Below are 21,363 nucleotides of genomic sequence, written 5' to 3'. Positions count from 1 at the left end.
ACCGCCTCCTTCAGTGCTGGGCGTATTGGAAATAGCTGGGACTGTCGGCCAGACGCGGCAGGGCGCGGTCCTTGGGCGACACCATCGCCTCGGCGCTGTTGACCGGCCAGACGATGCCCAGGGTGGGATCGTCGAAGGCAATGCCGCGATCGCATTCGGGGCTATAAGGCGCGGTCACCTTGTAAAAAATTTCGACATCGGGGGTCAGGCTGCAAAAGCCATGAGCGAATCCCTCGGGAACCCAGATCTGCTCGCCCGCCTCGGCGGTCAGAATCGCCGAGACCGATTGACCGTATGTCGACGAGCCGATGCGGAGATCGACGACGACATCCAGGACCGAGCCGCGCAGGCATCGGACCAGCTTGGCCTGGGTAAAAGGCGGTATCTGGAAGTGAAGTCCGCGAATAATGCCGGGGATTTGGGAATAAGACTGGTTTTCCTGGACAAATGAAACATCGTCAACGGAATCTCTGAACCAAGATTCCTTAAAGGTTTCACTGAACCATCCACGATTGTCACCGATCTTGACCGGAACAATCACCGCCACATCCTGGATTGCCAAGCGCTGAAGACGCATCAACCCCTCCGCAAGCGAGAGAAGGCCATGCCCCACCGAACGGGGGACTGGAAGGGTTTGTCGCCCTCGTCCTAGTTCTGCACGTTCCAGGCCAAGTGGCGGGCGTGGTCGGCATAGCGCCGCATCACCGCGGCTTTGGCGAGGGAACGCGGACGACCGGCAAGGGTCCCGACGAGCCAGTACAACGCGGCGCGGATCAGTAATCCGGCCTGTACCACCCGGCGGAACAAGCGAAATCGCCGGGGCGAGCCGGTGCGGATCATCTGATGGGCCAGGGCATCCAGGGCCTTGGTCGAGAAAAACACCTCGCTTTCCGACCGCTGCGTCCCCCCTGGAGATGGAGGACTTCGTATTGTGGCAAATAAACCAGACGGTAACCCCGGTCGCGGCAGCGTTCGCCCCACTCGACATCCTCGCCATACAGGAAGATGTCGCCGTCCAGACCGCCGACCGCATCGACCACATCGCGGCGGGTCACCAGACAGGCACCGCAAATCCAGTCGACATCGACCGCGTCGCGTCGCAGCAATGCCGGATTGGTCAAATAGAGGGCGGGAAAGCCGGCGAACAGCCGGTGTAAAAACAGGTAATGGCCGATCACGCTGGTCAACGACGCCCGCCAACCGGCATCGCCGACCTGATGGCTGTCATCGGCGTTAAGCAGGCGCGGCCCAACGGCGGCGATCTCGTTGTGACGGCCCAGATAATCGGCCATCGCGATCAGGTCGCCCAGATCGGCGATGAAGGCATCGGGATTGAGCAACACGATCAACTCGCCCGAGCAGGTGGCGATGGCGGCGTTGTTGGCCCTGGCGAACCCCAGATTCTCGGGCGAGGCGATGGCCCGAACCCCTGGATAGGTGCGGATGACATGTTCGATCGTTCCGTCCTGGCTGGCATTGTCCCATACCACCACCTCTACCTGGGGCAAGGCGGCAACGATGATGGGAGCCAGACAACGGTCGATCAGGTCGCGCGCGTTATAGGTGACGATGACGATTGACAGCGTAACCTCGGCCATCCGCGTCTTCCTTGCGTTGGGACCGTCAGGCGCGCTGGTGGTCCTTGTTGTACCCACTCTCGCGGCTGTTGTTCAGGACCGTGCCGATCAGGTTGAAACCGGACAGGTGCGAGATGCACTGACGCACATCGTCGGCAAAGGTAACGCCGTCGCGGACCACCAGCAGGACGGCATCGACCAGAGGAAGAAAGGCGATGGTATCGTCCTGGGCCAGAACCGGCGGCATGTCGTAAATCACGATCCGGTCGGCATAGCGGGCCTTTAACTCGCGGGCCAGCGCCGCCATTTTCGGCGTTCCCAGAATTTCAGAGGAATTGTCGAGCGGGGTAACGATCGGCAGCACCATCAGCCGCTCGATCTCGGGGCGGACCAGACAATCGGGCACCGTCGCTTCGCCGGTGAAATAGTCAGTCAACCCGATTTCAGGAACGATGCCCAGAAAGCGGTGGATGCTGGGATTGCGCAGATCGAGATCGACCAGCAGAACCGTTTGCTTAACGTCGAGGGCCAGACTCATCGCCAGATTGATCGCGACGGTCGATTTGCCATCCCCGTAATTCGGGCTGGTCACCGCCAGCGTCGTCGCCCCCAATCGCGACATCTGCTGAAGGATCTTCGTCCGCAGAATCCGAAAGGCATCGGCGTTGATATCGCGGGTCCGCCGGGCGACGATGCGATTGCGCTCCAACGCCCCCGCCTCGACCGGTTGGGCGGGACCAGACCGAAGCGCCGAGTGTAACGGTGGCAACGGCGGCGCGACGGCGGGGGACGCATTAGCGACGGCCATCGCCTCGGTTCGCTCCTGGCGCGCCTTCAGCAGCGCCTTTTCCAGCTTGTCCATGCAATGCCTTTCCTCTCCGGTCCGCCGTCAGCCCAGCCCGAATTTGCGCAGCACCGTGCTCCACACCACGTCGAGCGGAATCACCAGGGCATTGATGAGAACGGCCGCCAGCACCAGACCGCCGCTGACCAGTCCGGCTACAAGCACCTGATGCCGCCGTGCCGCCGCCTGTTCGTCATGGGTAAAGATGTGCGAGATAGTCACCAGCGGAGCCACCCCGGTCAAAGCGGCAAGATGGCTGGTTCCGTGGACGCTTCGGCTCAGGCTTTCGGTCAGCCCGATCATGACGATCCCGGCGACAAGCGACAGGAATAGACCGGCGGCCAGAAGCAGGCTCCGCTTGGGCCGGGTGTCGGTCGGCAATTCCGCCGGATTGAGCAGGACCAGACGCTCGCTTTTGCCGTTTTGTTCGACCGTCGCGCTCATATCCGCGGCCATTTTCTTGGCATTCAGTTCGCGGTAGCGCAATTGGCTGTTGTCATAATCGCGGGCCAGGGCGGCATATTGCTGCTCGACCGCCGGTGTCTCGGCAATCGCCTGCCGCAGCTTGGCCAATTGACGTTCCAACGTCGTCCGCTGAACCAGCAACGCCGCGTGCTGGTTTCGAGCGGAGTTGCTCTGCGCCACCAGCATCAGATAGGCCGGATTGTCGGCATCGGCCTTCAGCGTCTCGTGCCGGAGCGGCTCGCGCGAGGCGACGGCCAGCCGCGTTTCCAGTTCGGCCTTGCGCCGCTGGTAGGCCCGGACGTCGGGATGGTCGGGGCCCAGGGTCGTTTCCGCTGCGGCCAGACCGGTCTGGGTATCAATGATCTGAGCATTCAGGTCGGCGGTTTCCGGGCTTTGCCCCATCTGGCTGCGCAGCCCCTCGATCTGGCGGCGCAGCTTGATCACGTCGGGGTGGAATTCGCCGTATTGGCCCAGGCTGGTCGAGTATTTGGCCTGAAGCGCCTTCAACTGGATCGCGGGCGTGGTCAAAATCTGACCGTCGGCAATGACGCGGGAATAAGGATCGACCACGGCCAGTTGCGCCATGATGTCGCCCCGGGTCCGTTCGATCTCGGCGATCCGGGTTTCGACCGACTGGATGCTGATCGCGATGTTGGCGGCATTCTGCTGATTGAGCGCCAGCGCTTCCGGCCGGTTTTCGGCATGAGCGGCGCGGAAATCGGAAATCGCTTTTTCCTGCACCAGCATCTTGGCATCCAGCTCGGTTACCTGCCGCGCCAAGAATGCCGATGTTTCGGCGGCCTGCTCGCGCCGCTGCTTTGCATCCTCGTCAAGGAAGCGGCCGATCAAATCCGAGACGGTCAACTGGGTCTTCAGCGGATCGGCATAATCGAAACTGACGGTGAAGGCGATCGCCGCCAACTGGCCCGATTGCAGCCGCTGCGCCGCCGCCGGATTGGCCATATCGGCGCTGACCATCTCGAGCTTGATCTTCTTGCCCATCGCTTCGACGATTTCTGTCATCGGCTTCGAACGGCGGGCAGAGGGATAAAGGTCGAACTTGGTGATGATATCGACCAGGGCGGCGGTCGAGGTGATCCGTTGCTGTATCTGGTTAATTCTCTGATCGGCCAGGGCCTGGATCTGGCTGGCGCTGGGAACCCCGGATGGAGTCGCGACGCTTTCGGGGATATCGGGCTGCTGAATCTGCACCATCGCCGTCGAACGGTAGCTCGACCACAGCGACGTAAAGATCACCGACAAGGTAAGAACGGCGAAAAAGGTGACAAAGAACGGAAGCCGCCGCCGCTTCAGAATGGCCAGATAATCGTGAATACCGCTCTCGTCCATGATCCGTGCCTTCGGTCAGATGCCGGTAACGGGCGGCGGCGCGGGACGCGGAACGCTCACCAGTTAAAGGCCAGTTTCGTCGGCGTAAAGATGATCCGGGCCAAGACGACATTGCCCAGGGCACGGCCTTCGCCCGGTTCGGCCATCCGTTCCCGAATGCGGTGTTCGATCCCGAGATCGACGGTCTCCGTCGCGTGATAGGTCAGACGGTTCTGTAATCCGAGCGAGGTGGAATCGCTTACCACCCCGCCATAGCTCGATTTCGACCGCTGATGGGTGAAGGTCACGCCATAGGACAGAGTCGGCGTCAGGGTGTGGGTCTCGGCCAGACTGAGCGAAGTGGTTTCGGCTTGGGTTCCGGTGGCAAACGGATTGGGAGCCCGCGCCGCCGTGAAGTCGATCACATCCTGCTCGCCCCGGTAGGTCAGCGACAGGGAATAGCCGTAATTCCACGCATCCTTGGCGACGGTGCGTGACGACGGGTCGAAGGTTGGCATCGTCCGTCGGATTCCAGCGGTTACCGAAGCGGTCAGACGCTCCGACAAGGCCGAGCGCCAGCCCAGCGCCGGACCGATATTGTCGATCACCGTGCCGGTGCCTTCGGTCTGGAACCGGCTGGTCTGCAAGATCACCTGACCGCTGTTGCGACTGTCGAATTGATGTTCGTAGGTCGGATTGGCCGAATAGACGCTGTAATTGGTGTAGCGCCGCTTATCCTCATAAAATGAGCGCATCAGCGACGGATCGACGGTCAGGGAATCCGTCTCGGTCAGCGCCAGCTTCACCCAGGGGGAAACGCTGAACCCGGTATGACGGATACCGGCGATGTTGAGGCCAGAGGCGTCCTGTTCACTGGTCCGGGTGGTATCGTAATCGAGACTGGCACGCAGACCGGCCTCCCACACCTCTCCCTTCGTCGTCGCGGTGGCGCGGGTATGCAGATCGGTCGAGCTGAAGCCTTTGACGTCGTAGAAGGAACGGTCGAGACGGACGTTGAGGCCAAGATGCTCGGTCGCGGTATCCTCGCTCAGCCGCAATTCCGGTGATGTCACCGAGCCGTTGACCGCCTGGGCATCGTGGCGCTGCATCAGCGGATTGCTATCGTGCTCGACCCGCTCAAGGATCGACAGCTCTGCCGCGCCGTTTCCGGCCTGAGCCGGGACAGCGATGACCAGGACGGCAAAAGCCCCCACCCCGCCAACAGACGACGCGCTTCGCTCCGGCCAGGCATCGGCTAGAACAGGCTGGCGGCGGGAACCACCACGACATCGCCCGGCGTCAGGACGATATCGTGTTCGAGCGAGCGGCCCCGAATCACCTCGTCATAGGGAAAGGGAATCGCGATCTCGCCGGCCTCGGATCGGCGCAAGATGATGATGGCGCTGTGGCTGGCATAAGGCGTTACCCCGCCGGCCATGCTGAGGGCCTGCATCACCGTGGTGCGACGACCGACCACCAGTTCGCCCGGCTTGTTGACCTGACCGATAACGTTGAAGGCGTTGCCCAGCGGCGATTTGACCGCGACGGTCACGACGGCGTCACGGACATAGGGAGTCAGTCTGGCCACGATTTCCTTGCGGACATCCTCGGTCGATTTGTTGCGAACCGCCAAGGTGCCGACCAGGGGAAAGCTGATCGTATCGTCGGGCAGGACCACCACCTCGCGGTCCATCCCGTCTTCTTTCCAGACCGTGATCTGCAACACGTCCCCCGCCGTCAGGGAATAGGGGGTGTCGGTGGCCAAGGCCGGACCGACAAAAGCGACGGCGCATGCGCCGAGCGCGACGGCATAAAGACGTCTTCTCATCCTACCCCCCTGGCAGCCGAAGATGAAAATCCATCAAATCGACGCGAAGGAGTCTACATCCGTCAGATTGAGACCTGAAAGTAACTTTTTTATATAGAAATGGACTTTTATTGACATTAACAATAACAGAAATTCAATTCTTTATTTTTATGCCGCAAAGAATGTAGTTCTTATCGACTCCGAACCATAATCGCCGATCGGACCCGAAGATGTATGAGAGCTACTACGGACTGAGCGGCAAGCCCTTTTCCCTGCTTCCCGATGCAGACTTCCTTTATCTCAGCCGTCGTCACCGTCTGGCGATCAATCTGCTTGAGTACGGGATGCTGACCCAGGCCGGATTCATCGTCATCAGCGGCGAAGTCGGCGCGGGGAAAACCACCGTGATCCGCCGCTATCTGAAGGACGACCGCCCCGACGTGACGATGGGGGTCATCGCCAATTCCAGTTCCTCGTTCGGCAGCCTGCTGACCTGGGTGGCGACGGCGTTCGATATCGAGCGTCAGGGCTGCGACGATGCCGAACTGCACGACCGCTTCATTCATTTCCAGCTCGAACAATATGCCAAGGGCAAACGAACCGTCCTGATCATCGACGAGGCGCAGAATCTGACACCAGCGGCGCTGGAGGATTTGCGAATGCTGTCGAACATCAACAATGAAAAGGACCAGATTCTGCAAATCATCCTGGTCGGTCAGCCCGAGCTTCTGGAGACGCTAAGCCGCCCCGCTCTCCGTCAGTTCGTTCAGCGAATTTCGGTTCATTGCCATCTGACCCCTTTGTCGATGAAAGACACTACCGGATACATCCGTCATCGCCTGAGCGTCGTCGGCGGTGCGCCGATGCTGTTCGACGATGAGTCGTGTGGAGCGGTTCATTACTTCAGCAAGGGGGTCCCCCGGCTGATCAACCTGCTGTGCGATGTCGCCCTTCTTTACGCTTTTTCCGACGAGTTGCCCCAGATCGGCTTTGACACCGTGACCGAGGCCGCCGCCGACCGCAATCGCACCGGCCTTAGCCCATTCCGCCCGGTGCCCGAGGGTTGGTGCCGCGAGACACTGGGCGCGGCAATCGAAGCGGTGACGGCCCCCCGCGCTGCGGTCGCGCCGGTGCCGTGACGGATGGTCTCGATCTTGCTTTTCCCCAGCGATGCGGCAATGCCCGCGGTGCGAACACGGAAGGTCTCTTGATGGCTGCGGCAGATATCATCCGAACCGGCCTGTTGTGGCACACGGTCGGACACAACAATCTGGGCATCGACGCCCTGACCCGCGCCAACATCCAGATTCTAGGCCGCGCCGCCGCGCGCGCCGGGCGTCGGATTTCCTTTGTCACCCTTGGCACCGAGCCAAAGGCCGATATCGGCAACATCCCGGATGGAGTCGAGATCGGCCCGCGCCTCAGCCTGACCGATGCGTTGCGACGGCGCTCGTCCGTCTTTGCCGATATCGGCGGCTGCGATCTGGTTGTCGATATCGGAGAGGGAGACAGCTTCTCCGACCTGTACGGCTCCCGCCGCTTCGTGATGCAGATCCTGAGCAAGATGGCGGCGATCCGGCGCAACATCCCGTTGGTCCTGGCCCCCCAGACCATCGGTCCGTTCGCCTCGCCGCTGGCGCGGGTGGCCGCCCGCCACGTCATCAACCGCTCGACCGCGACCTTCGCCCGTGACCACAGATCGATGCGCGTCCTGTCCGAGATGGGGATCACCGCCCCAACGGCAGAGGCCATCGACGTTGCATTCCGGCTTGGCCATTCCCCGGTGCGGCACCCCGGCTCGAGCCTCAAGGTCGGGCTGAATGTCTCGGCCCTGCTTTATCACCAGGGCTATACCGGCAAGAACCAGTTCGCGATGACAATCGATTACCGCCAGATGATCGAGACGCTGATCGACCGTTTCACCGCGATGGAAGGGGTTGAGTTGTCCTTGTTCGCCCATGTGCTGGAGTGGCAGACCCCAATCAACACCACCGTCAGCCCGGAAGACGATTACACCACCAGCCGCGACATACAGGCCCGCTTTCCCAAGGTGCGGCTTGCCCCCGCCTTCACAAGCGCGATCGCGGCCAAAAGCTGGATCGCCGGGATGGATTTCGTGATCTCCGGTCGGATGCATGCCTGCATCGCCGCCTATTCGACCGGGGTTCCGGTCGTCCCGATCGCCTATAGCCGCAAGTTCAACGGTCTGTTCGAATCGCTGGGCTATCCCTTCTTCATCGACGGCAAAACCGCCACGACAAAAAGCGCTGTTGAAACGGTGATGACGTGGTTCGACGAACGTAACGGCCTGCGCTCGGCGATCGCCGCCGGGCGGGAATTGGTCGAAGACAAGCTGAACCTGTACGAAGACAGGCTGGTCGAGATTCTGCGATCCGTGCCGGGGTCCGACGCATGAGCGGCGACGCATCATGAGCTTTACCGTCCACGTTCAATTGCCCTATGGGCTTGACGCGACCAAGACCGCGCAGGAATTCCGCCAAGGACTCTGCCCGGATCGCGTCGCCTATGGCTTTCACCATGCCGAGGGTTTGTGCGAAACCGTGACCTATTCGGTCGATGCGCCGGAAGGCTGGCTCGAATCGCTGCTGCGCAAGGCCCTGTTCAAGGCGCTGGGCTTTGACGTCATGCATGCCTGGCGCAATCGCGAGCAGATCGAGCGGGCCGATATCGTCTGGACGATGCTGGAATGCGATTATCTCGGCGTGCTGCTGATCTTCGCCCTGCGTCCCTGGGTGACGGCAAAGCCGGTGATCGCGCAAAACGTCTGGCTGTTCAACGATATCGCCAGGATGGGAGCGATCAAACGCTGGCTTTCGATGACCCTGGCGGCACGCGCAGCGGTGCTGACCACCCATTCGCGGACCTATCTCGGGATCATGCGGCACCACCTGCCCCGGTCCGACATTCGCCTGATGCCGTTTGGCATCTCGCGCGAGGTCTTCTCGGCCAAGGACGTCCCTGCCCCCGCCGACACGGATGGGCCGATCCGTCTGTTCTCCGCAGGCAACGACCGAACGCGGGATTGGCAAACGCTGTTCGACGCCTTTGGCAATGACGACCGCTTCCGCCTGACCATCGTCTGCGATTGGGTCAGCGACGAGGCACTGAAGACCTACCGTAATCTTGACCTGATCCGCCGCCCGACGATGGAGCAGTTCCGCCAGCTTTACCGCAGCGCTGATTTCGCCATCGTCTCGATGGTGGAGAATGGCTATTCCGGGATTACCGTCGCGCTGGAATCCGTTGCCCTCGGCGTTCCCGTCGTCTCCTCTCGCACCGGCGGAGTGCCGACCTATTTCAACGAGGACGAGGTGCTGTATGCCAGTCCAGGCGATCCGGTTGATTTGCGCGAGAAAGTCGTGTCCTGCTCAGGGCAACAACGACGCGACATGGCCGAACGAGCCCGCCAACGCTTTGTCGCCTGCGGTTACTCGACCGAGGAGATGATCCAGCGTTACATCACGTTGTCGCGGGAAATCCTGGCCGCGCCGCATTAAAACGACCAAGCACGGCAGCCCCACAGCAATGATCCCGATGAGACGGGCTCACCGGGATCAGGGGGTAGGTCTGGGGGGGGGGGGACCGGACCCCGATACGTCGATAAATCTGGCGATGCAGAGGAAAAGATCGGTTTGGCTGGGGCGACCAAACGTTAACAGACGTCACCCTTAGCGCAGGAGCGCGGCCACACAGATAACCAAAGAAACCGCCATCGTCGCCGTCAACGCGATCTGTCTGCCACTATCTTCGACCGCGGCCACAACTCGGGATTTTTGCTGTCTCATAAGTCGGCCTCCTGCAGAAACCCTGTTAAGGTTGATATGGGGGTGTCCGTATCCGGATCAAGGGGCCACGGTTTTTTTCCAGCCATCGCGCATCGTCCCCCGGTGCGTTGCCCTTGCATTTTCCCGACCACCCCTGTAAGTTCCGCCGACATTCAGTGCCGGCGTAGCTCAGTTGGTAGAGCAGCGCATTCGTAATGCGCGGGCCGAGGGTTCGAATCCTTTCGCCGGCACCATTCTTTTCAAGGGCTTAGCGGGAAACCGCTAAGCCCTTGGTCGTTTCCGGGGCTATTTAGGTAACGAAATAGGTAACATTCGCGGAAATCGTTACCTCTTGCCCCGTGCTGGCTGTCCGGCACCCCCCCTTCCCCTTGGCGATGTTACCTATTGGCCGCCGCCTGTTACCTATGGCACGCAAGCCCTCGACTCCCTCGAAGGTCGGTTGTAACCTTTTCGTGCCTACCGGTGCGGCTTTTCCACCGAGGCATCGCGATGCCTCCCGAAAGGGAGATATCCGATGACTCAGTACGACAAGCGGCTCGTGTCGAAAAAGGAGCTGAAAACACTGTGCGGCATCCCGTACACACCCCAACACATCGGGCGTCTCGAAGCGGCGGGCAAATTCCCCAAGCGGGTACAGCTCGGGCCGAATCGGGTCGCGTGGCTGTTGTCGGAGGTGGATGCGTGGGTGGGCGAGCGCATCGCTATTCGCGGTGCGTCCGTTGACGATCCGGCTTCCTTTTGACGGGGCGGGGATGGCCGGTGTGCACAACCGGCCATCCTTTTTTAATAATTACAGTCAACCTAAAGATCACATCACTACCAAACACTGAGATTGATCCGGGCATAATTTCTGGTTATTAATTTGCATTGATGGCACATCATGATTGAGGCTGAACAATGGGTGTTGGCGAAGACTTTCAAAGATTCTGTTGCGCTATTCGCCTTTCACAAGGAGAGCGTTCAACTATATCTGGACGCACCGCCGCCATTTCGAAGCGATTAAACCAAGATTTTTGGAATATTTACTCTGAAACAGATCACAGATTCTACTCTGGTTCGTACGGTAGAGGGACTGCCATTAGCGGAGTTAGTGATATTGATTTATTAATGTGTCTACAATATAGCACATATATACAGTACAGCAATTATAGCGGAAATGGTCAGTCTTCTCTTTTGCAGGCCGTAAAGTCATCCATCGCTAAAACATACCCTACAACATCGCTAAAGGGGGATGGTCAGGTCGTAGTTGTCGCATTTGGTAATATGTCTTATGATGTTGTCCCGGTTTTTCTAAACACTGATGGCAGCTACACCCACCCCGATAGCAATAATGGAGGGAGCTGGAAGGTAACAAAACCAAAAGAAGAGATTTCAGCTTTTGAGCAAAAAACAATGGAACAAATGGAAATCTGCGAGAGCTTTGCAGAATGGTTCGGGCCTGGAGAGATCGCTGTGCCGTTCCCATTAGCGGAATGCTGATCGACACTCTCGCTTATAATTTTATCGGGAGTTGGCAATATAGAGATAAGTCTTACCTTTATTACGACTATATGAGCCGCGTATTTTTTTGAGTTCATGAGTTTACAAAACGCGGCGCAATCCTACTGGCACGCCCCCGGAAGCAATCAATGCGTTTATCCATCTGGTAATTTTACCTACAAAGCAGGGCTGGCGCATAGGGCGTCATTAGAAGCAATTTACTACGCCGAGAAAAGCAACACATGGTCTTCGCGACAAAAATGGCGAGAAATATATGGAACAGCCTATCCCGAATCAGATTGAAGATGAGTCCATTCGAGTTCTTGAAGCTCAAATTCGAGAGCTTTATGGCAGAATATGCTACACTCACAAGACTCATGAAAAGGCTGCCGAGGCGAGTTATAAACTCGGAGCGTTTTTAAAATTCATTCAGATCGGACTTTCTGCGGCGGTAACTGTCGGTGCATTTACCGCTATTTTCGAGAAAAATTGGGCTGCAATTGTAACAACAATTGCATCTGCAATTTTAACTGGCGTATCTGCATATTTAAAAAATACTGATCCAGCATCTGTAGCCCAAAGGCACAGATCGACGGCAGCAGAGCTTTGGACTGTCAGGGAAGCTTACTTTTCTTTGCTTTCTGATATCGTGGCTGGATTAATTACTACTAATGACATTCAACAGCGCCGCGATGAGCTACATGAAAGATTAGGGGCTATTTATAAAACTGCCCCCGCTACAGATAGTGCCGCATACACTGCTGCAAAAAAAGGGCTAAAAAGAAACGAAGAACTAACTTTCTCTGATTCAGAAATTGACGCATTCTTACCCGAGATTATCCGCGTTTCATCACGCAACCTTAAGAGGGCTATTGATTCTGCACATAGGGATCAGGGGAAGTAAATTATTAAAAACTCGCTCCGGATAATGGCACTATTATCGCAACAGACTTATTGAGATAATGGATTGCTTCCGCTCGTATTATCGGATCGGCGCACCACGTCTTCCCGCCCTTGAACCGCGCGGCGACAATGGCGGGGACAGTTCCGGCGAGGTGTTCCCGGAAGCCCTGTTCGAGGGCGTGGCGCTCGTCGTCGGGCAGCCCGTCGATAAATGCCATGATGGCAGCTTTCTCGCGGGCACTGTCTGCCTTGCGTCTGTTCGTCGTCTTGGCCTCAAGCTCTTCGCGCTCACGGTCGGCGTCCCGCTCGGTTTCGCGGGCGTGGGCTTGCTCTTGGGCGAAGAGGGTGGGCTGTGGTCGCCAATCCTCCTCAATGGCCTTCCGGAGCCATCCGGCGGGGTTGTCGATCTTCTCCTTGCCCTTGAGGCGGCGGGCAAGATCGGCGGTTGCCCAGTCCACCAACTCCGGCTCGTGATCCCGGACGAGGGCGCGGGCGGCATCTTCGGCCATGCCGTGGGATTTGAGGCGGGCGACCAGACGGGCAAGCCGGGGATCGTCGCGCAGGGCGTCCGGGGTGTCGGTGCGGGCGTTCTTGGTGATGAGGAAGCGAAGCGCCGTGACCTTGCGCCCGGTCTTGATCTCCTCATAGTCAAAGGCAAGGTCGGTTTTCGCGTTGATCTCGCGCCGCGCCCGATCGACCACCCGAACCCGCAAATCCTTGTAAAACGGGTAATCGTCCGCCCCGATGCCGCAGAATCACCGCAGCTCGGCCAAGCTGACGAGGCGCGAGCCGATCCCGGCATATTGCTTCAACAGCTCATAAATGCGGATGGCATACGTGCTTTTCATGCCGATGGCGTATTTGAGCGCGACGGTGGTGAAGTTCTTTTTGAGGTCGAGCAGGTAGGGCATGAGCGCCGGGGCAAGGCAGATTTCCACAAGCCCTTCGTTCCAATGGTATTCCGCCGACGCGATCCAAGTGGCCTGTGTGGTGACGTTGCGCCCGATGTCTTCAAGATCGATCTCGCGTTTGCGCAAGCGCCCGGTCACCTCGGCAATCTCGCGATAGAGCCGCCCGCCGCCGTCCGAGATGCCGATGAATTTTGCGAGGTCGGCAATCCGCACCCGGTAGCGCTTAAAGTCCTTGTCCTCCGGGCCGATCTCGGAAAACAGCCACAACAAAATCCGTTGCTCTTGCAGAGTGAGACGATACCTCGCCTCGATCAAATTATTGTGCCGGGTCACAAGCGCCTTTTCGGTTGGCTTGGTCACGATGATGTCCGACATGGGGATGATTTAGAGAGTAATACGGCCATGATATGAATAATGGGACGCGAGTCAAATTGATGTCCCATTATCCGGCTCTTTGGCTTTGCATCGCGCTTTCCATCGTGACGGCGGATTTGTCCTATTTCGCGGGGAATTTGTCCCACTTCGCGGGGAAAACGTCCCAGTTCGACGGGGTTTTTGTCCCACTTCACGGGGAATTCGTCCTATTTGGCGTGACGGAAAGGCTTGCACAAGCGGAAAGCCGGGGGCGGAAAACATTTAAAACATTGTAAAACAAGAACAACATCGCGCGGACGTGCCGCGCTCTTTGCTGTTGTTTTTGAAAAATTGGGTTCTCCCGCCCCCTGACGGGGGGGCGCTCCGTCTCGATCCTTTGTCCGGGGAAAGGACGCGCTCGCAATGGCCTAAAATCGGGCGGTAGCGGCGTTTGTCGCCCGCCCCGGCTATATCGCGGCCCCCGAAGATCAAACGCCTCACTATGGGGCAAAAAACAGCACATTAGCTGAATGAAAACTAATTCCAAACATTGGAGAGTGCCAGATTGAGTTGACAAGGTTCGGGCATGAAGCCCGTGAACGCGGGATCGCCCATCTCATCGGCAATGATTGACCATAGGTTGCGCCTGCGTCATTATGATAATCGTCATGGGAGGTGTTGCATGGATATTTCGTTTAATATCAAATACGATGATGGGGTGCGCCGGTTTAATGGCTTAGATGCTTATTATGGCGCTCAGTCATTATTTGCTATTACTCAGATTATGCTTATCTGTTTTAATGCTTTTCTTAACAAAGAAATTGTAACAAAAGCAACTGCGGCAAAAGGTTTCTGGCTGGTTGCTGGCCCTGCGAGGAAGGGAAGCTGGGAACAATTACTCCATATGGTCATTACTGATCCTCATCTAATATCTCTTGCAGAGGAGTATGGAAAACAAGCTCTTTACGACCTAACTAAATGGGCTATGGGCGGTGCTGTTGGTATTCCTTTCATCTTGAAGAATCGAAAAGCTAAAAATATTATCAAAGAGTTGCGTAAGAAGAACGAAGACCTTTTGGAAAAGCTTGATGATGCTGTTTTGCGCGCTCATGCTCCCGTAAAGCACCAAGGGCTAAATGTTCACATCATGTCTGGTCGGACAGTCTTGATGTCATTTAACCATGAAACGCTCGAATTTATTGAGACAGAGGTGATTGAGGATGAAACATACGTTATTTCTCTTGCTGTAAACAGATTTAATGCTCGGACTGGAACTGGACGTTTTATTGAGGCGATTGATTCAATATCAATACCATTTTGGCCTTACGAAGAATTGTCGGAAAGACAAAAAGTGGCTCTGGCTGATAACTTGGCGAAAGTGGCGCGTGGGGTATACGACCCTCTCAATGTCATTGTCTCTAATGTGGTGTCGCGCGACGGTCGGCTCAAACGATACCGGCTACACGGGGTTGCCATTTGACGCAAATACCTTCAAGTAATTTTAGTAATTAATGGCAATATAATTCTTAGGTTATGTTGTCCTGTGTCCCGATAGGTTTTCGTGTCACTGCCTATGATTTAATCGCCTCGCTATGGGGCAAAAAACGCCCTATTTCCCGAACATCCGCCGGAAGAATCCGCGGTGCGAGTCCGGTGCGGGCGGCAAAAGCCGGGTCACAAGGTCGGCATTGGCGCGGCGCAGTTCGGCAAGCTCGCGCTCGTAGCGTTCGGCGCGGTCACGCTCGGCGCGTTCGCGTTCTTCCGCCTTTCTGGCCCGCTCCCGGAGCTCTTCGATCAGTTCAGCCCGAATCGGCTCCGCCGCAGCTTCGGCGGGGGTCGCGTCGATCCGCGTGGCGGGCGTCTCCGCTGGCTGGTGCTTCGGCGGTCAGAACACCCGGATCAATTCGGACATGTAGAAATACCGCTTGCCGCCTTCGAAGTAAATTTGAGACTCGGCAAGAGCGCCGGAGGAAATTTTGCGCTCAAGCGTCCGCTTGCTGATGCCGAAAACCTGTGTCACGTCATGGGCGGAAAGGGAATGTGTCCTTTGCTGTGTCATGCTGTGCCAAATGAAGAAATAAAAGTCGGCGTGGCACTGTGCCACCGATGCCATTGTATTGATTTATGCGGAAAATCAAGTGCGACAGGGTGTGACATTGGCAGGGTTTGGCACTGTGCCGCCTGTGCCTATTCAAAAAAGCCCGCCGGGGAGCGATCCGCCAGCACCCACCCGCCACCGAAATCGGCTTTGACGCTGTCGATTGTATTGAACGCGATCAGGTTGAAAGCCCGGCTGCCCCGGAAGCCCGGCACGGCAAGCATCCGATCCATCACCCGGACGGCAAGCCCCGGATCGCTCGATATCGACAGCACTCGCCCCGCCGCGTCATGGCCGAAGGTGCGCGACGCCGCATCCGTCACGATGTCTTCGATGTATTCGGCGAGCTGTTTGACGATCCGCCCCACGTCGGGGAAATTGTGGAGTTCGAGCGCCACGGCGCGGCGCTTGGCTCCGGTGTCGAAATAGGCCAGCCCATCCGGAATGATGAAGCGCCCGCCGGGGAGGTCTACCCGGCACACCGACCGCATCCGCGTCGTGCCGCTGCGGTTCGCCCCGGTCTTGTCGAAATAATGCCGGGTGGCGAGGCATTCGCGCCGCTCGTCGGCGGCAATCCAAGCATCGAAGGCGATGCAGCAATCCACATAGGCCGCCCGGTGGTCGAAATCGTTGGCGTATTGCACGCCCCCGACCGGATAGACGATCTCCGATGGGTCGCGCCGCTCCATATCCGCCACCACCTCCGCCCCGGTCTTGGTCAGGGTGTAGACGCGCGGCAAACGCCCCTTGGCGCTGAATCGGGGGAAGTCGTGGACGTCAACGAGATTGTCCCCCGCCCGGCGGCAGAGACGGGGCAGCACGTCGGCGCGGATATGGCTGTCGTTCTTGGCCACCCCGGCGGCGATCATCTGCGGCACGGTGAGATATCGATAGCGCGCCAAGGCTAAAAGCGCCCGCTGCTGCGGGGCGGTCAGCACGTCAAGCGGACGCTCCAAACTGCGGCGCTGGCGGTGCTTCTCGGCATGGGTTGGGGGGCTTTGGCTCATTGGATTCAGTTAATCGACAGGGAGGGGCTGATAGGACGCCCCGGCGGCGGCGGTACGGTGCGAGGTGGGGGCGCGGTAGTATCGGACAACCTGGCTGTCGCGAAGCCGCTCCCACGCTTCGGGCTTGATCGCGCCCTTGTCCTTGACCCGGTGCGACGGCATGCGGACGACGATTCCCTTTCGACTTCCCGCCTTGATGTGGAAAAAGCCGGTCGAGAGGGCTTGCAGCTCGTCAAGATCGGCTCCGGTTTCGTCGGCGATCTTTTTGAGGGTGTGGAGCGCGTTCTTGCCGGTGATCTTGACGGCGGTATTGCCGAGGATCGCCTTGAGCAAATCCGGGCTCATGCCGTCGCCCAAAATCTGCTGCGCGAGGGTGAGATGCACCCCGTATTTCCGCGCCTCCTTCAAGATGATCTCGACGCTCTCGGACAGGTAGTTTTGGCACTCGTCCACGAAGACATGGACGGGGATGCGGTCGGCTTCGGGGAGGCGTCCCTGTTTGAAGGCGAACGCCTTGAGCCGCGCCATGATGAACTTGCCGATCAGGTTGCTCGTGGTTTCGCCGATGTCGCCCCGACCCAGCCGGAAAATCACCACCGCCCGGCGGTTCAACAGCTCTTCAAGGGAAAACGAGCTTTTCCCCGCGATCATGCGGAAAAACGCGGGGTTGCCTTGGAGCGCTTCATAGAGGCGCATCCGAACCCCCCGCTTGCTGATATCCATGGTCTTGTCGGTGAATTCGCGGCGGAAAAAATCGTGGTACAGCGAACCGGCCAGCACCTCGCCCGCGATCCCGAGCCAGCGGGCGTTTTTGGTGTCGTCCATGAACTCCATGAGGTCGGCCAAGGTCGAGCCGGGCACATGCAGAAGCACCGTGAGGCAAGCCCCGATCATCGTGCGCATTTGCGCGGTGAATTCGAGGCCGTCGATCAGCTCCGGGAACACCTCGATCAGCTGCTTGACCACGATGGCGATGTCATCGGGGTTGCGCTCCGCGTCGGGGATGTCGAGCGGATTGAAGACTGGAGTCTTGCCCGGCGACAAAGCGGGATCGATGTAAACGAGGCGCTTGCCGTCCGCCAGCTCCGGCCACCGCGCCACCTGTTCGGCAACGTCGCCATGCGGATCGATCAGCACCAAGGCCGGGGCGCTGTTGCGGGCGATGTAATGGAACATGATCGCCTTGAGGGCTTCCGACTTCCCCGACCCCGCCCCACCAGTTATGTAGGTGTGCCGTTTGCGGCTTTCCTCGGAAATGGGAAGCGTCCAAAATCGATCAAAAAAAAGCTCCGAGCCTGCGGAAGTGCCGCACACAAGAAACGTATATAGCCCACGTCAGAGTTTTCGTGATTCTGTTCGAGGTTGTCGCGTTCTTTGCGCTTCGCTTCATAGTCGGAAAGTTTAGCGTAATAAACTTCGCCTAATTTGTGCGTCAGCAATGCGACGACATAGGGGCGCTTTGACGGATCGCGCTCGATGGCGCGGGCTTCGGCTTCGATCAGTTCGGGGGAGGGCTTGGCGGGCTTCTGGATGTCGCGGAGCGCGAACCGGCGGCGAAACTCGTCCCATCCGGGCAGGCCATGCGCGAGCGCGACCGTATCGGCCACCTCCCGACCGAAGGCGGGCGAGTCGGCAAGACGGAACTCCCCGAGCTCCAAGCCCGCCCCGGTGTCGTCGCCCGTCTCGGCGAGGTGATGGGCAAGGGCGACAGTCAGGGCGTCAGGCATGATTTCGACCAAGGGACACCCCCACCGTTAAGCCCAACGTATAAGCCATTTTATGCACCAAATATGAAAAGTCAAAAAGGTTCATAAATTCAAAGTGTTTAGCTGCCTCCGCCGAATTCGCGTCCCTCCTCATTCTCTGCTTTCTGTTGGATCGGCCCGGCGGTCTGTATTTTGGCTCGTTCGTCACTCACGCCCCGAATTACCGTCCGCCCGCGCTCAACCGCGCCGAATGCGTCGGGAAACCAAACCCGGACACTGCCCCCCGACAGGATCGCCGGTTGCGCCAGCTCAAAACGCCCCGCGCCCCTTCAACGCCTCAATCCAAGAGTCCACCTCTTCCGGTGTCGGGGGCGTCGGGGCGCTGTTCGCCCGTTCGATCATCCGCACCGCGAAGCGGGTGGCTTCCTCGTGGGTGAGTTCGTCCTTGCGGAGTCGGCTTTGCAGGCACGCCATGACGATTTCATGGGATCGCTCGTTCGCCCGGTGGCGCTCGGTCTGGTCGGCAAGGTGTTCCGAGATTTTGCCTTGCACCTTCGCCGTCAGGATATTGCCGAGAGCTTGGGAAAGGGCGTGGTCGCTGTCCTCGCCCCGTTTGAGGACGGATTGCGAATAGTCATAGGGGAGACTGCGGGCACGCTTCGAGATATCCGCCGACACTTGGGCGTTGACCAACCCGACCGCGTTCGAATGTCGGAGCCGTTCAAGGCTCATGCTGCCGCGCTGCTCGATCATGGCTTTCTGTTTCGCGGCGTCCCGGTCGCGCTCGTCTTTTTCCCGCTCGTAATCGAGTTTGGAATAGGCAAGCGTCATGTCGTCGGAATGGTGGCGCTCGTTCTGATCCAGCCTTGCCCCTTCGAGACCCATTTTATCGGAATGATGGCGTTCCTGTTGGTGCAGGGTCGCCCCGGCGATCTCCGCATTGAGGGTGAGTTTATCGGCCTTGAGTTGCCGATCCCGAGCGCCTGCGGGGTCGGTGAGGTCGGCAAGGGTGATCGGAAAACGCGCCATATCGTCCCCCTACATGCTCTTGATGAGTTCGATGCGCCGCCGCTCGCGCTCCTCTTCTTCCTGCCGAAGAAGCCGGGCGGTTTCCATGGCCGCTTCCTGTTCCCGGATGGAAAGGTTCGCCAAGGCGAGGCTCTTTTTCAGTTCGATATCGGCAAGGGCTTGCGCCGCCCGGACTTCCTGCGCGGCGGGCGAAGCCCAATAGGCCGCCTCTCTTTCCGCGTTCGCCCGTTCCAAGGCTTTCCGCTCGCGTTCGGGGCGTTCCTTCTCCTCGCGCCGTCTCGCCGCCGCTTCCCGTCTCTTACGGAAGATATAGCGGAAAAGGGCAATGAATGGGATGAAGGGAAAAAAGAGTATTTTCAAGATGAACGGGACAAGCCTCAATCCATCACCATCGCTTCCACCGAAGGCGATCCAATTTAAGGCGAGGAGAAGGAAGTGGCCGACATATCCGATGAGAACAAAAAACATAGTTATGAAAACAAAATACTCGGCTCGTTTTCCCTCGAAGCTGTCGATTAATATAGAAGCGCTTGCGGAGGCAACGATTGCAAGCAAAAGAATGATGCGAAAAACCTTTTTATCGTCCATTTTTACCGCCCGCAACGAATCTGTCGCTAATAAGGAAAGAAGACAGCACCAGCCTTTCCGATTGGTAGCAAGGATATGATGGGGTGGCATCCGGCGCAATGCGTTGGGCGTCTCTCACGGTTTATTCTTGCGGATGATCCACGCCACGCAATCTAAGGCGTAAACATTATATATTATTTATCTATCATAGGTAGAAAGTCGAATGCCGTCCGCTGGCTAAATTTTGATTCCATGCTGGCAATAATTACTCCAGTATTTTTTGATTTTTTCGAATCCATCCATACACTGTCCAAAGTCCAAAGGGACGTTTAGACCTTGTACAATTTACCTATGAACCCGCCTCCAGCTTTACTTTTCGTCGCCTATTTCCGCGTTTCCACCGACCGACAGGGGCGCTCCGGCCTCTGACTCGACGCCCAGCGCGAGGCAATTTCCCGGTATCTTGCCCGGATCGGCGGGGCGCTCGCGGGCGACTTTACCGAGGTCGAAAGCGGCAAGCGGGCTGATCGTCCCGAGCTCGGCCGGGCACTCGATCTCTGCCGCCGCAAAAAGGCAACGCTGCTGATCGCCAAGCTCGACCGGCTTTCCCGCTCGGTGGCGTTCATCTCGAACCTGATGGAAAGCCGGGTGGACTTCCGTGCGGTCGATATGCCGGAAGCGTCCCGCCTCACGATTCACATTCTCGCCGCCGTGGCCGAACACGAACGGGCGATGATCTCCGAACGCACCCGCGCGGCGATGGCGCAAGCCAAACTCCGGGGCGTCAGGCTCGGCAATCCCCGCCTCGACAGCGCGGAGGCGGCACGGGCGAACGTCCGGGCGGCGGATGCCTTCGCGCTCAAGGTCTGACCGGCAATCGAGGAGATGGCACTTGCGGGCATGTCCCTTCGAGCGATGGCGCGGGAGCTGAACGAGCGGGGCATAAAAACCCGCACCGGCAAGGCGTGGGGCGCAAGCACGGTGCGGAATCTGATCGTCTGGAACGGGCGGACGGGATAAAGAAAAAACCGGCGGGAAAGCCGGTTTTCTTACTATTGCACGATGATGTACACCGCCCCGGCGTTGAACACTCCACTCGGATCGGCAATATACGCCCCGACAACGGCGGTGTTTCCATCCGAGGAGAGGGAGACGGAGCTGCCGAACCAGTCGCCCACCGCCTTGTCGGATGCGGTGAGCTTCGTTTGCTCCGTCCATGTTCCGCCGGATCGCACGAAGACGTATGCCGCTCCGGCGCCGGATATTCCTCCCGGATCAGCTTGATACGCCCCGACAACGGCGGTGTTGCCGTCCGAGGAGAGAGAGACGGAAAAGCCGAACCAGTCGTTTGCCGCCTTGTCGGACGCGGTGAGCTTCGCCTGCTGTGTCCATGTCCCGCCCGACCGCGTGAAGACGTAGGCTGCTCCGGCATTGGATATTCCTCCCGGATCGGCAGCATTCGCTCCGACGAGGGCGGTGTT

The 21,363-nt window shown here is 58.5% G+C and carries 24 protein-coding genes, 1 tRNA gene and 1 pseudogene; 10 read left to right on the top strand and 16 right to left on the bottom strand.

From position 1 onward, the window contains the following. Window positions 1-10: 10 nt before the first annotated feature. The 7 genes from rfbC to K678_RS11945 form a co-directional block, all read right to left on the bottom strand. A complete protein-coding gene (gene rfbC, locus K678_RS11970) occupies window positions 11-577 on the bottom strand; it encodes a dTDP-4-dehydrorhamnose 3,5-epimerase (protein ID WP_021132719.1) in 567 nt (188 codons plus the stop codon). Window positions 578-648: 71 nt separating this feature from the next. After that, on the bottom strand, window positions 649-882 hold the full coding sequence (locus K678_RS17815; RefSeq protein ID WP_021132718.1) for a hypothetical protein: 234 nt from the start codon (window positions 880-882) through the stop codon (window positions 649-651). Beyond that, entirely contained in the window at window positions 837-1,598 is a 762-nt protein-coding gene (locus K678_RS11965) for a glycosyltransferase family 2 protein (RefSeq protein ID WP_021132717.1), read from the bottom strand. The genes K678_RS17815 and K678_RS11965 overlap by 46 nt, the downstream gene beginning before the upstream one ends. Window positions 1,599-1,623: 25 nt before the next feature. Next, the gene (locus K678_RS11960) at window positions 1,624-2,439 is read right to left on the bottom strand and encodes a CpsD/CapB family tyrosine-protein kinase (protein WP_021132716.1); all 816 of its coding nucleotides are present in this window, start codon (window positions 2,437-2,439) and stop codon (window positions 1,624-1,626) included. Window positions 2,440-2,466: 27 nt separating this feature from the next. Next, window positions 2,467-4,236, bottom strand: coding sequence for a GumC family protein (locus tag K678_RS11955; protein WP_021132715.1), 1,770 nt, complete (start codon window positions 4,234-4,236; stop codon window positions 2,467-2,469). Window positions 4,237-4,292: 56 nt separating this feature from the next. Then, on the bottom strand, window positions 4,293-5,429 hold the full coding sequence (locus tag K678_RS11950; RefSeq protein ID WP_021132714.1) for a hypothetical protein: 1,137 nt from the start codon (window positions 5,427-5,429) through the stop codon (window positions 4,293-4,295). A gap of 41 nt (window positions 5,430-5,470) precedes the next feature. Further along, window positions 5,471-6,043 (bottom strand): polysaccharide biosynthesis/export family protein, encoded by a 573-nt coding sequence (locus K678_RS11945; protein WP_021132713.1) that lies wholly within the window; start codon window positions 6,041-6,043, stop codon window positions 5,471-5,473. Window positions 6,044-6,252: 209 nt separating this feature from the next. Between K678_RS11945 and K678_RS11940 the strand changes: the two genes are divergently transcribed. The 7 genes from K678_RS11940 to K678_RS18245 all read left to right on the top strand — a co-directional run bounded on the left by K678_RS11940 (window position 6,253) and on the right by K678_RS18245 (window position 12,211). After that, the gene (locus K678_RS11940) at window positions 6,253-7,161 is read left to right on the top strand and encodes an ExeA family protein (RefSeq protein ID WP_021132712.1); all 909 of its coding nucleotides are present in this window, start codon (window positions 6,253-6,255) and stop codon (window positions 7,159-7,161) included. A 71-nt stretch (window positions 7,162-7,232) separates the two neighbouring features. Next, on the top strand, window positions 7,233-8,438 hold the full coding sequence (locus K678_RS11935) for a polysaccharide pyruvyl transferase family protein (RefSeq protein ID WP_021132711.1): 1,206 nt from the start codon (window positions 7,233-7,235) through the stop codon (window positions 8,436-8,438). Between the two features lie 13 nt (window positions 8,439-8,451). Then, a complete protein-coding gene (locus tag K678_RS11930) occupies window positions 8,452-9,540 on the top strand; it encodes a glycosyltransferase family 4 protein (protein ID WP_021132710.1) in 1,089 nt (362 codons plus the stop codon). Window positions 9,541-9,985: 445 nt separating this feature from the next. Next, window positions 9,986-10,061: transfer RNA gene (locus K678_RS11925), tRNA-Thr, on the top strand. Window positions 10,062-10,342: 281 nt separating this feature from the next. Continuing rightward, window positions 10,343-10,570, top strand: a complete 228-nt coding sequence (locus K678_RS11920) for a helix-turn-helix transcriptional regulator (RefSeq protein ID WP_021132709.1) — start codon at window positions 10,343-10,345, stop codon at window positions 10,568-10,570. A 155-nt stretch (window positions 10,571-10,725) separates the two neighbouring features. Continuing rightward, window positions 10,726-11,307, top strand: a complete 582-nt coding sequence (locus tag K678_RS18250; RefSeq protein WP_196802574.1) for an SMODS domain-containing nucleotidyltransferase — start codon at window positions 10,726-10,728, stop codon at window positions 11,305-11,307. 274 nt (window positions 11,308-11,581) lie between these two features. Next, window positions 11,582-12,211 (top strand): SLATT domain-containing protein, encoded by a 630-nt coding sequence (locus tag K678_RS18245; protein ID WP_155804536.1) that lies wholly within the window; start codon window positions 11,582-11,584, stop codon window positions 12,209-12,211. 4 nt (window positions 12,212-12,215) lie between these two features. Here the strand turns inward: K678_RS18245 and K678_RS19855 are convergent, their stop codons facing one another. Together K678_RS19855 and K678_RS19850 are read right to left on the bottom strand one after the other, a co-directional pair. Then, complete coding sequence (locus K678_RS19855; protein WP_155804535.1) at window positions 12,216-12,956, bottom strand: RepB family plasmid replication initiator protein; 741 nt, start codon at window positions 12,954-12,956, stop codon at window positions 12,216-12,218. Window positions 12,957-12,965: 9 nt separating this feature from the next. Continuing rightward, complete coding sequence (locus K678_RS19850; RefSeq protein WP_021132707.1) at window positions 12,966-13,496, bottom strand: replication initiation protein; 531 nt, start codon at window positions 13,494-13,496, stop codon at window positions 12,966-12,968. A 661-nt stretch (window positions 13,497-14,157) separates the two neighbouring features. On the opposite strand from K678_RS19850, the gene K678_RS18695 reads away from it, so the two are divergent. Continuing rightward, the gene (locus K678_RS18695; protein WP_139305496.1) at window positions 14,158-14,955 is read left to right on the top strand and encodes a DUF7946 domain-containing protein; all 798 of its coding nucleotides are present in this window, start codon (window positions 14,158-14,160) and stop codon (window positions 14,953-14,955) included. 405 nt (window positions 14,956-15,360) lie between these two features. Here the strand turns inward: K678_RS18695 and K678_RS11905 are convergent, their stop codons facing one another. The 6 genes from K678_RS11905 to K678_RS11880 form a co-directional block, all read right to left on the bottom strand. After that, window positions 15,361-15,588, bottom strand: a complete 228-nt coding sequence (locus K678_RS11905; RefSeq protein ID WP_021132705.1) for a MerR family transcriptional regulator — start codon at window positions 15,586-15,588, stop codon at window positions 15,361-15,363. Between the two features lie 74 nt (window positions 15,589-15,662). Further along, window positions 15,663-16,580 carry a hypothetical protein gene (locus tag K678_RS11900; RefSeq protein ID WP_021132704.1) on the bottom strand — a complete coding sequence of 306 codons (918 nt, stop codon included), beginning with the start codon at window positions 16,578-16,580 and terminating at the stop codon, window positions 15,663-15,665. 9 nt (window positions 16,581-16,589) lie between these two features. Then, a complete protein-coding gene (locus tag K678_RS11895) occupies window positions 16,590-17,894 on the bottom strand; it encodes a type IV secretory system conjugative DNA transfer family protein (RefSeq protein ID WP_081673255.1) in 1,305 nt (434 codons plus the stop codon). Continuing rightward, a complete protein-coding gene (locus tag K678_RS18690; protein WP_021132702.1) occupies window positions 17,801-18,319 on the bottom strand; it encodes a hypothetical protein in 519 nt (172 codons plus the stop codon). The genes K678_RS11895 and K678_RS18690 overlap by 94 nt, the downstream gene beginning before the upstream one ends. Window positions 18,320-18,595: 276 nt before the next feature. Further along, complete coding sequence (locus K678_RS11885; RefSeq protein ID WP_021132701.1) at window positions 18,596-19,315, bottom strand: hypothetical protein; 720 nt, start codon at window positions 19,313-19,315, stop codon at window positions 18,596-18,598. Between the two features lie 9 nt (window positions 19,316-19,324). Beyond that, complete coding sequence (locus K678_RS11880) at window positions 19,325-19,903, bottom strand: hypothetical protein (protein ID WP_021132700.1); 579 nt, start codon at window positions 19,901-19,903, stop codon at window positions 19,325-19,327. A gap of 420 nt (window positions 19,904-20,323) precedes the next feature. On the opposite strand from K678_RS11880, the pseudogene K678_RS19845 reads away from it, so the two are divergent. Both K678_RS19845 and K678_RS19840 read left to right on the top strand, forming a co-directional pair. Then, a pseudogene (locus tag K678_RS19845) lies at window positions 20,324-20,752 on the top strand (recombinase family protein); the annotation flags it as partial. A gap of 15 nt (window positions 20,753-20,767) precedes the next feature. Beyond that, window positions 20,768-20,902, top strand: a complete 135-nt coding sequence (locus tag K678_RS19840) for a recombinase family protein (RefSeq protein WP_331270951.1) — start codon at window positions 20,768-20,770, stop codon at window positions 20,900-20,902. A gap of 32 nt (window positions 20,903-20,934) precedes the next feature. Here the strand turns inward: K678_RS19840 and K678_RS11870 are convergent. Then, the coding region (locus K678_RS11870; RefSeq protein ID WP_021132698.1) for an FG-GAP repeat protein at window positions 20,935-21,363 on the bottom strand (429 nt) is incomplete at its 5' end.

Source organism: Magnetospirillum fulvum MGU-K5 (assembly GCF_000442515.1).
Classification (GTDB): domain Bacteria; phylum Pseudomonadota; class Alphaproteobacteria; order Rhodospirillales; family Magnetospirillaceae; genus Phaeospirillum; species Phaeospirillum fulvum_B.
Note: the sequence above shows the minus strand (reverse complement) of the source record. Positions and strands in the feature narration are given on the sequence as shown.

What these genes read in the sequence shown, in the direction of transcription:
- K678_RS11900 (WP_021132704.1), bottom strand. Translation starts at nt 16,580, where the DNA reads ATGAGCCAAAGCCCCCCAACCCATGCCGAGAAGCACCGCCAGCGCCGC.
- K678_RS11945 (WP_021132713.1), bottom strand. Translation starts at nt 6,043, where the DNA reads ATGAGAAGACGTCTTTATGCCGTCGCGCTCGGCGCATGCGCCGTCGCT.
- K678_RS18695 (WP_139305496.1), top strand. Translation starts at nt 14,158, where the DNA reads ATGGATATTTCGTTTAATATCAAATACGATGATGGGGTGCGCCGGTTT.
- K678_RS11930 (WP_021132710.1), top strand. Translation starts at nt 8,452, where the DNA reads ATGAGCTTTACCGTCCACGTTCAATTGCCCTATGGGCTTGACGCGACC.
- K678_RS19850 (WP_021132707.1), bottom strand. Translation starts at nt 13,496, where the DNA reads ATGTCGGACATCATCGTGACCAAGCCAACCGAAAAGGCGCTTGTGACC.
- K678_RS11955 (WP_021132715.1), bottom strand. Translation starts at nt 4,236, where the DNA reads ATGGACGAGAGCGGTATTCACGATTATCTGGCCATTCTGAAGCGGCGG.
- K678_RS11905 (WP_021132705.1), bottom strand. Translation starts at nt 15,588, where the DNA reads ATGGCATCGGTGGCACAGTGCCACGCCGACTTTTATTTCTTCATTTGG.
- K678_RS11880 (WP_021132700.1), bottom strand. Translation starts at nt 19,903, where the DNA reads ATGGACGATAAAAAGGTTTTTCGCATCATTCTTTTGCTTGCAATCGTT.
- K678_RS11885 (WP_021132701.1), bottom strand. Translation starts at nt 19,315, where the DNA reads ATGGCGCGTTTTCCGATCACCCTTGCCGACCTCACCGACCCCGCAGGC.
- K678_RS11935 (WP_021132711.1), top strand. Translation starts at nt 7,233, where the DNA reads ATGGCTGCGGCAGATATCATCCGAACCGGCCTGTTGTGGCACACGGTC.
- K678_RS11920 (WP_021132709.1), top strand. Translation starts at nt 10,343, where the DNA reads ATGACTCAGTACGACAAGCGGCTCGTGTCGAAAAAGGAGCTGAAAACA.
- K678_RS11965 (WP_021132717.1), bottom strand. Translation starts at nt 1,598, where the DNA reads ATGGCCGAGGTTACGCTGTCAATCGTCATCGTCACCTATAACGCGCGC.
- K678_RS11960 (WP_021132716.1), bottom strand. Translation starts at nt 2,439, where the DNA reads ATGGACAAGCTGGAAAAGGCGCTGCTGAAGGCGCGCCAGGAGCGAACC.
- K678_RS18250 (WP_196802574.1), top strand. Translation starts at nt 10,726, where the DNA reads ATGGGTGTTGGCGAAGACTTTCAAAGATTCTGTTGCGCTATTCGCCTT.
- K678_RS19840 (WP_331270951.1), top strand. Translation starts at nt 20,768, where the DNA reads ATGGCACTTGCGGGCATGTCCCTTCGAGCGATGGCGCGGGAGCTGAAC.
- K678_RS18245 (WP_155804536.1), top strand. Translation starts at nt 11,582, where the DNA reads ATGGAACAGCCTATCCCGAATCAGATTGAAGATGAGTCCATTCGAGTT.
- K678_RS11940 (WP_021132712.1), top strand. Translation starts at nt 6,253, where the DNA reads ATGTATGAGAGCTACTACGGACTGAGCGGCAAGCCCTTTTCCCTGCTT.
- rfbC (WP_021132719.1), bottom strand. Translation starts at nt 577, where the DNA reads ATGCGTCTTCAGCGCTTGGCAATCCAGGATGTGGCGGTGATTGTTCCG.